The sequence below is a fragment of the Streptomyces sp. NPDC006283 genome, from assembly GCF_040613325.1.
GTDB lineage: Bacteria > Actinomycetota > Actinomycetes > Streptomycetales > Streptomycetaceae > Streptomyces.
In genome coordinates this window covers 1-10,383 of the sequence record NZ_JBEXRZ010000246.1, presented here as the reverse complement: position 1 = coordinate 10,383, position 10,383 = coordinate 1, and the positions used below count along the sequence as shown (strand labels likewise).

The following is a 10,383-nucleotide window of genomic DNA, read 5'->3' as shown; positions in this document are numbered from 1 at the left end:
TGCCGACGGGAGGTTTCCCCAGCCCCAGTACGGGATGGGGCGGTCGGGGGTTTCGCCGAGTTCGTCGGCGGGGTCGATACGCCTGGCCGCGACCGTGCACAGGTGAGTCCAGTTGTCGCCCATGTCGAAGACGTAGGCGAACTGTTCGCCGGCCTGCAGCCTGCTCAGCTTGGTCGCATGGCCGTCCACGGTGTCTTCTGGAGCTTCGCCATCCCACCACTCCAGAGGGCTGACCCTGGTGCCGTCAGACAAGGTGAACAGGTGCAGGTGAGCCAGATCCCAGCGGGCGAAGGCGAGATCGATGGCCGTGGCGAGCTGGGCGAAGGAGTGCGAGCGCGCGGCGGCGAAGATTCGGCCAGGGCGAGGCCACAGGTCTCCGCCGTGTCCGGAGACCAGCTCCACCCGGATGGACAGCCAGGTACGCGCCACGCTCACCACCCCCCTCAAATATCACGTCCGCCGACAAGGACCGACACTACTGAGTGTGGCTGCCGGGTGGGGAATCGAGCCGACCGCCATACTGGGCCGGCTGTCACCGCGAGCGTCTTCGAACGTCGATGTCGACAGTCCGGGTGGTGGACGTTGTTCTTCTGACGTCGGATGGACGCGGGGGCGGTGTGTGAAAGGCTTCCTGTCATGCGAAATGAGCTTCCGCTGACGGTGATTGGGAATCTTGTGGATGATCCGGAGTTGCGGTTCACCTCGGCCGGGGTGGCGGTGGCCCGGTTCACGGTGGCGTCGACTCCCCGGACGTTCGACCGCGATACGGGTGCCTGGCGGGACGGGGAACCGACCTTCCTGGACTGCAGTTGCTGGCGGCAGTTGGCGGAGAACGTGGCCGGGTCGCTGTCGAAGGGATCCCGAGTGGTGGTCGCGGGCCGGCTGCGTACCGACCGGTGGGAGAACGCGGAAGGGGAGAAGCGCTCGCGGATGGTGCTGGACGCGGACGATGTGGGGGCGTCCATGACGTTCGCGACGGTGACCATCACCCGCACCGCTCGACCAGTCCCACCGCGGGAGACCGCCCCGGACGACCCGTGGGCCACGGCCAGTCCCGTCCGCCCGACCGCTCCTGTCGGCGGCGCGGACGCGGACATCCCGGCCCAGGAGCCTCCGTTCTGATGCCGTCTTCTTCTCCGCGTCCCGTACAGGACGAAGGAATCTGGAAGCTGCCGCAGGGGCAGCCCGCCAAAATGGCGAGTCCGTCCAGCGCATCGCCACGCGTACCGGCTTGGACGCCATGACGGTACGGAACATTCTGGCCGTGACTCCGGCACAAGCGCCGGACGGCCGTCGGACCTGATCGCCTGTGGCAGAGCGACCGCAGGCGGGGGGTAGGAGTGGAGTGAGTCACTCCCGTCATGGCACCGGGACTTGAAATCCGCGTCTGCCCAGTTCCGCCACACTCCCTGACGCTTTCACACCGGGCCTTGAGCTCGACCGGCCCCTGGCCCAGGTGGGTGGGGGCTGTGCGCTGCCGTCACTGCGGTGCACGGCCCCATCGTGCTGTGAAGCGAAGCATCAGCTTATACGTGGCCTTGGGGGCTTATGGCAATACTGAGACGCAGCTCAGCCGCTGCATCCCCTCGCGCGCGTGTACGAATGGACGGTCCAGAAAGTCCATAAACCGGGAGCGGCCGGGCGGCGCGGCGGATCGTACGCCACAATCGGGCGCGTGTCGGAGTTCCCCTCACTCGCCGCCCTCGACCGCCTCCACAACGACCTGGTCGTCGGCGAGCTCGGCGTCGTCAGCTCGGCATGGACCGTCATCGTGCTCATCGGCATCTGGCGCTCCGCCGGATCCGCTGGTGGTGCCGAGGAACCGCAGGTGGACGGTGAGGCTGGCGGTCGGCGTCCATGACCCGCATCGCGGCCGGGTGGCGCCAACACCGGCTGTGAGGGCCGTGCGGGGGCATCCGGCACCCCCGCACGGGCTCACAAAGCGACAGTGGTCAGGGCCTCACCATTCGCCTCCGCCACCGAAGTCACCGGTGTTGTTGCCGCTGTTGTAGTCGGTGGTTCCCCACTGGCCTGCGCTGCCGGCGTCGGTGGTTCCCCACGTGCCGCTGCCGGTGTCGGCAGGCGTGTTACCGAGGGAGCCCGAGTCCGTAGGGTTGCCGGCGCCGGTGCCAAGGACGTCAGTCAGCAGGTTTCCGCTGGGGTTGCTGGCTGTGCCGGTGGCGTCGTGGCTGGTGGCGGGGTTGTTCGGAGTCTGGTTCTGACCGGCGATCTGGCTGTAGTCGTGGTTCTGGCCGTTGCTGCCGTCACTGAGGTCACCGTGGCCCTGGTCCTGGCCATCGTTGCCGTCACTGGTGTTGACCTCAAGCTGGCCGGTCGAGCTGTCGATGCCATGGCTGGTGGGGTTGCCGTGGACGATGTCGTTGATGGCCTTGGCGCCGCGGTTGAGTGTTTCCTCCCACTGGCTGACGGATGGTTCAGTCGAGCCGGCTGGCGTGTCATTTCCGGCCGTGTCATTTCCAGTCGGGCTGTGTTCGTGTGTGGCGGTGGGAGTTGCGCTCTGCGTGGCAGATACGGGGGGCTGTGCCGGTCCGCTGTCGGCGGCACCGGGCCCGGCGAAGTTGCCGGACGAACCCGAGGCAGCCTGCTGGCTCTGCTGAGCGGGGTCACTCAGGCTCACGGATGAGGACGTGGACTGCGGGGCCTTTTGGACCGGTGCCCCGCCTCCCTGCCCCTCATCCTGCGACCGGGACGTGGAAACACCGGCCGCTGCCGGCTGGCCACCGGCATCGTGGGCAGTGCTGGCGGCACCCGAACCAGCCGTGCTCGAACCAGCAGGATCCTGACCGCTCTGCCCAACCGGACTACCCGCCTGAACACCACCATGAACCGGGGCTACCCGTCGCCGGAACCCTCCAGCCCCATCAACACGCCCGCGCCATCGCCGACTACCTCGACGCGTACCGCGCCGCCGTACCCGCCTGAAGGACACCCATGCCCGACTCCCTGACCCTGCGCCGCTACGGCGCCAGCAACGTCGACACCCTCGTCGACACCTGGGCCGACGCCCACGCCGACCACCCCGACGTCGCCGAGGCCGGATTCACCCCCGACACCCTGCGCCGCCAGATCACCGGCCATGCCCGCCGCGACGACTTCACCCTGATCGCCGCCTACACCAACGGCCACCTCATCGGCTACGGCTACGGCTTCCGCTGCACCCCCGCCTACTGGTACGGCAAAGACCTCCACCCCCACATCACCCCCGAAGACGCCCGCACCACCGACTCCCTCGCCGGAATCTGCGAACTCGCCGTACGACCCGGCTGGCAAGGCCACGGCATCGGAACCCGCATCCACCAGGCCCTCATCGACGTCCTCCAGCCCGAGTGGGCCTCCCTCCTCGCCCTGCCCGGCGCCCACGCCCAGCGCCTCTACCGCCAGCTCGGCTACCGCAACGCCGGCCCGTACAAGACCGGACCGGACGGACCGGTACTCGATCTACTGCTCCTCCGCGCCAGACGCTGAACACACGACGACCACATCCACCCGAGGGTGGCCGGGGAGCCGGCCTGGAGCAACTGGCAGCCGTAGTGTGCCACGGGACCATCCCCGCGGGCGCAGGGAGCAGCGCCTCGTTCTCGATCGCGCGGACCTCGTCACGGGGACCATCCCCGCGGGCGCGGGGAGCAGTACAGGTCCGGCCGGTAGTCCACCTGGCCGTGGGGACCATCCCCGCGGGCGCGGGGAGCAGGCGAGCGGAGATGCCGCGCGACTTGAGCGAGAGGGACCACCCCCGCGTGTGCGGGGAGCAGCTCCGTGCGGTATCCGGCACGGATGCCGGGCAGGGACCATCCCCCGCGCCCGCGGGGATGGTCCCCTGGTCGCCGACCACCCCTTCGCTCCCCATGGGTGCTCCCCGCGCCCGCGGGGATGGTCCCAACGAACTACTGACCAAGGTCTTGGACCACATGTGCTCCCCGCGCCCGCGGGGATGGTCCCCGCCGCCAGTACCCGTGAACGGCAACGCCCCCGTGCTCCCCGCGCCCGCGGGGATGGTCCCTTGGACTGGGACAAGAGGCCCAAGCGGACTGTGTGCTCCCCGCGCCCGCGGGGATGGTCCCGTCGGCTGCTGGCACGGGCCGCCAGGGTTGAGGTGCTCCCCGCGCCCGCGGGGATGGTCCCCACCTCGAGCACCCGGGCTTTGAGGTGGCCGAGTGTTCCCCGCGCCCGCGGGGATGGTCCCGTGGCGCTGCCCACGACCCTGTCGGGGTCGATGTGTTCCCCGCACCCGCCGGGATGGTCCCACCGACGACGGTGACCCCTACGGCGAGCCGAAGTGTTCCCCGCGCCCGCGGGGATGGTCCCGCCACCCCCTCGGTCGCCGACATCCGGTCCCTGCGCTCCCCGCGCCCGCGGGGATGGTCCCTTCTCTGCCTCCACGGGGCGAAGCCTTGGACAGCTGCCTTCCGCCCCCCATCACGGAGACGCGGAAGGTCGCCCACGCCCTGGACGTGCCGCAACCGGCACCTGCGTGAGTGCCTGGGCGCTCAGACCCGTTCACAACTTGGACTTCAGGGCCTGGATCAGCGCGGCACACTCCTCACGATCCAGAGCGTTGGCAAGATCAGCCGCCATACCCTCCGGTCCGCCCCGCCACTCCACGTAGGTGGCGAGTGCCCTGTGCCGCTGTCGTGCGCGCGACAGGCGCGGCAGTGCAGCGCGCATGAATGCCTCGCCGTTCATCCAGTCCAGCTCTCCCTCAGTCGGCGGCACGGTCACGGGCTCGCCGGCCGTCGACAACGGTTCGTCGTCGCTCAGCGGGCGGGCACCGGCTACTGCGGGCTCGGAGGCCTTCTTTACCGGTTCTGCTTCAGGGCGCTGTTCTGGGACTGAAGCCTCAGCCGGGGCTGAGGCCGGCTTGGAGCGGCGACGCTGTTCGGCAGCCTTCTGGCGGGCGTCGGCTTCTGCGATCTGCTCTTCCGGGGCCTTGCGCCCCAGGTTGCGCACATGCTCGGCCTTGCGGCGCCCTTCGGCAAGGTCTGCCTGCAGGGCTGGCGTCAGTTTCAGGTACGACAGTTTCGATGCGATGGTCGACTGGGCGATACCGAGGCGCTGTGCTGCCTTGGCCTGGGTTCCGTAGTGCTGCACGAGAGCGGCGAGTGCGTTGGCCTCTTCAAGTTCGGACATGTCGTCGCGGTGGTAGTTGGCGACGAACGCGGCCTCGAGTTGGGCCTCATCGGTGGATACGTAGCCGTCGTCGACGACGACCTTGATGGTCTCGGCACCAGCGCGCCGGGAGGCCTCAAGGCGCCGGTGACCGTCGACAACCACGTACTGAGTATCGGGTTCGAGCTCTTCGGCGCGGCCGGGCCGGCCGGCGATCCATGCCTCGACGGTGGACACGGCGATGGCGTTCACGACGCCGACTTCGATGATGCTCTGGGTGAGGTCGTCGAGGTTACGGAGGTGGTCGCGGGGGTTGTCGGGGTTGCAGCTGATGGCGGCGACAGGCAGGCGGTTGTGCTGATCGGGGCGCACTTTGCCAGTGGCGGCGTCGTACAGCTGAGCCCTGGCGCTGCGCCGGCTACCGGCGGTTGAGAACGCGGCGGACGCGCCGAACAGGTCGGCTTTGCTGCTCATCGGGCGGCTCCTCGGACGGTCCGGGCGATCTGGCGCATGGCTTCGGCTTGCTCGCTGTGGGGTGCGTAGTCGAGGAGGGGCTTTTGCATGCGGACGGCCTCGCGTTGTTCTTTCAGGTCGTTGATGACGGCGAGTACGGGGGGATCGCCAAGGCTCTTCCACTGCTGAAGGCTTGTGGTGGCGATGACGCCGCGGCGGGAGTCGTAGAGGTTGACGACGAGCCCGAGGTAGTCGATGTCGACGGTGAGGTCGATGCTGAGGTCGTCGATCTGCCCGGCGAGCATGCCGTAGGCGGTGGCGGAGGAGTCTTCGGCAAGGACGGGGATGACCACGCCGGACGTGCCGATCGGCTCTCCCTGGCGGCGGCGCCCGTAGTAGAGGGCAGCGTCCATGGCGATGCCGAGGCTTGGGGGGCAGTCGATGATGACGACGTCGAAGTCAGCTTCCATGCTTGCGAGGGCACGCTCGAGGGCGTGTTCCTTGTGGAAGCCGCGGGCTGCCACGTCCTTTATGGCGACTCTGGCGTCTAGCAGGAAGCCGTCGAAGCAGGAGGGCAGCAGGTTGAGACGCTTGCCGAAGTGTTCGCCCTCTATGGCGATGACGAGGTCCCGGAGGTCTCCGTTGGACTCTCCGCACATGTGGGAGACGAGGCTGTCGTGCCCAGGTGGGATCTGGTCGATGCCCAGTTGCTGGGAGAGGTGCCCTTGAGGGTCGTAGTCGACGAGGAGGACCCGAAGTCCCTCTTCGGCCCATGCTTGTGCGATACCGGCAGACACAGCGGTCTTGCCAACGCCGCCTTTCTGGTTGCAGACGATGACGCGGCGGGGGATGCCGCTGGCGGGCGCGGCACCGGGGGAGGGGTTGGAGTCGAGCCAGCGGCGTACGGCTTGGGCGAGACCTTGGACGTAAGAGATGTTGCGGTCGGCACAGGTGGTCTTGAAGTCGGAGTAGAGGCCGGCGGGTAGCCAGGTGGAGAAGGATTCGGCGCCGGTGGTGTCGACAGCGGGAAGGGGCGCGGGGAGCGCGCGCCAGTCGGTGACGGCGGTGGTGACGGCGTCTTGGATGTCCACGCCCAGTTCGGCGGCGCGGATTTTGACTTCTTGCCGGAGCGCGACGGGCAGCTTGGACGCTACCTTTTCCCGGTCGCCTTGAGGGTATGGGGATGCCATGCCGTCACCTTACTGACTCCGAGGTGACGAGTGTTGCCCGGATCGCGGTTTCTGATGCGGTTTCAACCTGATAAGGGCCCAGGATTATCACGCCGTGATATTCGGCGCGGGAGCGCCTGCGAGACGGGAGGGCGTCCCCTGATTATCACGGCGTGATAATCAGGGGACGCCCTCATCGCAGCAGAACATGCTCGCCGGCCGAGGGAGCGGGATTGACCCCTGATGGGACGCGGGCCATCGTGCGCGAGCTCAGCGAGGCGTTGTCGTCGTCGTGGGGTAGAGGCGGAGGTCAAGTCGACCGAGCGGTCAGCGGCGGCCTGACTGCCGACAACGCAAGAGGCCTCGCGCCTCTCAGATTCGGGAGGGCGAGGGCTTCAGTCTTCCCACAGAGCAAGCCTCCGGCTGGCAGTCAGAATCCGGCCTTTCGCCTGTCTGTGGACAGTGATGGCGGCACAGTGTGATCACGGCATTCTCGCAGCAGAGGGGATCGGATGACACTCGACTCGAATCTCAGGGACGACCTTGAGTCCGCCATTGGCCACTACGTCACGGGCGTTGCCGAGAAGCTCCTAGCCGACGGGCTGCCGGTGAAGTCCATCAACGCGTACGGCCACTACGACGACATGACGCAGCCAGGGACCGATGACGTCGAGGGCGGGATCGACTTCGGCTTCGCATTCCAGCAACGTGTCTTCCCGGGTGGGGAAGCAGGGCTCCACTGGGCAGGCACATCCGGCTGGTGTCTGTTCCTCATCCCGAACGACGGGGGCTCGCTGTACAACGGAGCACGCTGGCTTGGTGCCGGTCTGACGCCCTCCCCTGAAAGGGTGGCTGCGTTCGTCTCCTCCGTTCAACTGGACTCCCGCAGCGCCGGCAGCGCGGAGCGGCCCTTCTACCGCACCCCACGGGAGGACCTCCCCGAGTTGTTGAAGCGGCTGGAGGCATTCGAGCCCGAAGGGCATTTCCACGGGCACAGCCACGAGTACCGCTTCAGGTCGCTGCAAGGCCAGGCGTACCGACGGCGCGTGATCGATGCTCTGTTGTCCGGGGAGGACGAGATCGTTGACCTGCCCATCCGGCGCAGCGAGTTGCAGGCCGTGCTCCACCTACTCGACTACGCCGAAGCAGCTGACTCCACCACGATGGGACCGGAAGACTTCGTGCCCCCAGTCGCTGCCGATCTGAAGCATCGGATTGGGCGCGGGCCCGGCAGCGCGCAGGAGCACCGGCAAGCCGCCGAACATGCGCGGGAGGTGCAGCGGCGGATCGAGGAGTACCGACGCAGGAAAGAGCTCGAAGAAGAGTAGAGCTCACCCGCGGAGGTTCCCCTGAATCGAAAGGGCCCTGTCCCCTAGCTCTCGCCGGGGACAGGGCTTCGTCTGTGCATGAGCCTAGGGCGCCCAGGCTGCGGGTGGCAGCGGCCGCCCGCAACAGCGCCAGCATCGCCTCCCCACCGGCATCGAGCTGCGCACGTCTGCATGACGTGATGGTGCCCCGGATTATCACGGCGTGATAATCCGGGGCACCCTCCAGCCTTGAAGGCTCTACAACGCAAAAGGGGCCCCGCCCATCTCCACTGGGAGATGGACGGGGCCTCTGCCTTCTGCGGGACACTGGAAGGGCCCCCGGGGCGGCTGGCTGGCCATCGGCCGGTGACGGAGCAGCTACCCCGGGGAGTCATACGTGGTCGTCTGCGTACTGCCGACTGCGGGGCTGGGTGTCGGAGACGAACCGCACCGCGCTGGGATGGTCGGCATTCCAGTCTTCGGCGCAGGTCTTGTGGACCGGTTCGCCGTCGTGGGAGCGCAGGGGTGTCGGCGCGCCGCAGAGGGTGCAGGGCGCTTCGCGGCGGTAGTGGCTGTGGTGGCGCCAGTCGAGCAGCGTCGGCTGCCCGGGGCGGGTCATGGGCCGGGGGTGGTGCTCCAGGTGGCGTGCGGGCCGGACAGATGTCCCGGCGCATGGCCGCAGCGTCGGTATGAAATGCGGTCGGGCATGCTGAACGTGTTCCTTCCTTGTCAGAGCGCTCTGGTGTGGGGAGGGGGCTGTCCGGGGCGGCCGGCTCATAGCCGATGCTGCGGCCGCCCCGGGCTCGAGCTCTATGCGGCCAGCCGGTGCGCGGCCGGGGTGAGGTAGCTGTTCGGGTCGGCGGGGGTGCCGTCGTGGCATTCCAGGCCTGTTAACCGAACTAACTCAGCTGTCTTCGCAGGTCAGAGCAGGTATCTGCTAGCTTCCCGATGTGCTTGATGAGCAGCGGTCCGGAAGGGACCTGAGGAACTTTGTCCTGCCGATGAATACCGCATCGTCACTCCTGAGGAGTGGGGAGAGTTTCTCGGGCACTTTGAGCGCCGTAAGCTCGCCCTGGGCGACTGCGGCCGCGCATACGGAACTGACTGTGCTCACGAACACGCTTGTGTCCGATGCCCCGTCCTGATCGTCCACGCGACAGAGCGTCCCCGGCTTGTCGAGATCCGCGACAACCTCCTCACGCGCATCGTGGAAGCCGAGAGGGAAGGCTGGCTCGGCGAGATCGAAGGGCTGCAGAGCAGCCTTACTCACGCCGAGGAGAAGCTTGCCCAACTCGACGCTCAGATTCCCCGGAAGCAGGAGTCTGTCGACCTGGGGATTCCTACCTTCCGGGAGATCGCTGCTCGTACCAGTGGGGTGGCCACCCCGCCGGGGCCTGCGTGACTGAATGGCTTTACTCCGGCGTGCTCAGCGGACACCGCCGCAGAGCGCGGCGCTTGGACGGGGCTTCAGCCACGGATGATCTATGCCTCCCCGGCCCGGGTCAGTTCTACGGGCGGCGGGCCAGTAGGTGGGTGTCGAGGAAGCCCCGCTCGGACGCTGGGTCGTGGAGCAACCGAGCCACCGTGACGAGTCCGGCCCCGGTCAGCAATTCGGCAAACTGGTCCGCTGGCCAGCTATAGGCGGGCGCCACCTTGTGATCGAAGCGGACAGGCTCAGGCCCGTCGGTTCCGAAGAAGGACGCCAGGAGCAGGCCCCCTGGTGCCAGGACACGCACCTGCTCAGCGAGCAGCGCGGGCAGTTCTACAGGTGGGGTATGGATCATCGAGTAGTGGGCCAGCACTCCGCCGAGCGCGCCGTCCTCGACCGGCAGGGCCTCCATTCGTGCTTCGTCGAACCGCAGCCCCGGATGGGCCCGCCGGGCGTGGGCGACCATAGCCGGGGAGAGGTCAAGCCCGAAGGAGTCCAGCCCCAAGTCGTGCAACATGGCCGTCAAGTGGCCGGGTCCGCACCCGACGTCGGCTGCCCGTAGGTTCCCCGTGCCACGCACGAGTTCGGCGAAGGTGTCGATCATGTTCCGCGCGAACGGCTGCGTCTCCAACCGATTGGCGAACATCGACGCATACAGTTCGACGACCCCGTCGTAGGCCGCCCTGGTCTCGTCCTGGTGTTTCAACACGGGAAGGAAGCTAACACCCGCGCCGTGCAGAGCAGTTCTCCGGCCTCATACCTGCCTCTTCCCCACAAGGCTGATCGTCCAGTCACCTGGCCATGGGACGCCCCGGTAGTTCGGAGAAGGCAGCTGCCGAGGGTGCGCAGCGGTATTGGCGGAGTGCACTTGTTCCGCAGGTGCGGTATTCCGACGCGG

Annotated in this window: 11 protein-coding genes and 2 CRISPR repeat arrays; of the genes, 4 read left to right on the top strand and 7 right to left on the bottom strand. The window is 67.8% G+C overall.

The window, feature by feature from the left end; all coding sequences use genetic code 11:
* Positions 1-429, bottom strand: a 429-nt coding sequence (locus tag ABZ070_RS32020; protein WP_356638997.1) for a hypothetical protein, incomplete at its 3' end; no start/stop codon positions are given.
* A gap of 171 nt (positions 430-600) precedes the next feature.
* Between ABZ070_RS32020 and ssb the strand changes: the two genes are divergently transcribed.
* Both ssb and ABZ070_RS32010 read left to right on the top strand, forming a co-directional pair.
* A complete protein-coding gene (ssb, locus tag ABZ070_RS32015) occupies positions 601-1,122 on the top strand; it encodes a single-stranded DNA-binding protein (protein WP_356638995.1) in 522 nt (173 codons plus the stop codon).
* 553 nt (positions 1,123-1,675) lie between these two features.
* Positions 1,676-1,861 (top strand): hypothetical protein, encoded by a 186-nt coding sequence (locus tag ABZ070_RS32010; RefSeq protein ID WP_356638993.1) that lies wholly within the window; start codon positions 1,676-1,678, stop codon positions 1,859-1,861.
* A 99-nt stretch (positions 1,862-1,960) separates the two neighbouring features.
* On the opposite strand, the gene ABZ070_RS32005 is transcribed toward ABZ070_RS32010, so the two are convergent.
* On the bottom strand, positions 1,961-2,638 hold the full coding sequence (locus tag ABZ070_RS32005) for a hypothetical protein (RefSeq protein ID WP_356638991.1): 678 nt from the start codon (positions 2,636-2,638) through the stop codon (positions 1,961-1,963).
* A 314-nt stretch (positions 2,639-2,952) separates the two neighbouring features.
* Between ABZ070_RS32005 and ABZ070_RS32000 the strand changes: the two genes are divergently transcribed.
* Positions 2,953-3,486 carry a GNAT family N-acetyltransferase gene (locus ABZ070_RS32000; protein ID WP_356638989.1) on the top strand — a complete coding sequence of 178 codons (534 nt, stop codon included), beginning with the start codon at positions 2,953-2,955 and terminating at the stop codon, positions 3,484-3,486.
* Between the two features lie 73 nt (positions 3,487-3,559).
* A CRISPR array of direct repeats spans positions 3,560-3,773; the repeat unit is 30 nt; unit sequence GGGGACCATCCCCGCGGGCGCGGGGAGCAG.
* A gap of 40 nt (positions 3,774-3,813) precedes the next feature.
* A CRISPR array of direct repeats spans positions 3,814-4,387; the repeat unit is 25 nt; unit sequence TCCCCGCGCCCGCGGGGATGGTCCC.
* A gap of 131 nt (positions 4,388-4,518) precedes the next feature.
* Here the strand turns inward: ABZ070_RS32000 and ABZ070_RS31995 are convergent.
* Positions 4,519-5,601 (bottom strand): ParB/RepB/Spo0J family partition protein, encoded by a 1,083-nt coding sequence (locus ABZ070_RS31995; RefSeq protein ID WP_356638987.1) that lies wholly within the window; start codon positions 5,599-5,601, stop codon positions 4,519-4,521.
* Positions 5,598-6,770 carry a ParA family protein gene (locus ABZ070_RS31990; protein WP_356638985.1) on the bottom strand — a complete coding sequence of 391 codons (1,173 nt, stop codon included), beginning with the start codon at positions 6,768-6,770 and terminating at the stop codon, positions 5,598-5,600. The genes ABZ070_RS31995 and ABZ070_RS31990 overlap by 4 nt, the downstream gene beginning before the upstream one ends.
* A 491-nt stretch (positions 6,771-7,261) precedes the next feature.
* Here ABZ070_RS31990 and ABZ070_RS31985 point away from each other — a divergent pair, with 491 nt between their 5' ends.
* Positions 7,262-8,077 carry a DUF6292 family protein gene (locus tag ABZ070_RS31985; RefSeq protein WP_356638982.1) on the top strand — a complete coding sequence of 272 codons (816 nt, stop codon included), beginning with the start codon at positions 7,262-7,264 and terminating at the stop codon, positions 8,075-8,077.
* Between the two features lie 370 nt (positions 8,078-8,447).
* On the opposite strand, the gene ABZ070_RS31980 is transcribed toward ABZ070_RS31985, so the two are convergent.
* The 3 genes from ABZ070_RS31980 to ABZ070_RS31970 form a co-directional block, all read right to left on the bottom strand.
* Entirely contained in the window at positions 8,448-8,675 is a 228-nt protein-coding gene (locus tag ABZ070_RS31980) for a hypothetical protein (RefSeq protein WP_356638979.1), read from the bottom strand.
* 318 nt (positions 8,676-8,993) lie between these two features.
* Positions 8,994-9,347: a hypothetical protein gene (locus tag ABZ070_RS31975; protein ID WP_356638977.1), complete on the bottom strand. Its 354-nt coding sequence runs from the start codon at positions 9,345-9,347 to the stop codon at positions 8,994-8,996.
* A gap of 217 nt (positions 9,348-9,564) precedes the next feature.
* Positions 9,565-10,194, bottom strand: coding sequence for a class I SAM-dependent methyltransferase (locus ABZ070_RS31970; protein ID WP_356638975.1), 630 nt, complete (start codon positions 10,192-10,194; stop codon positions 9,565-9,567).
* Positions 10,195-10,383 lie beyond the last annotated feature (189 nt).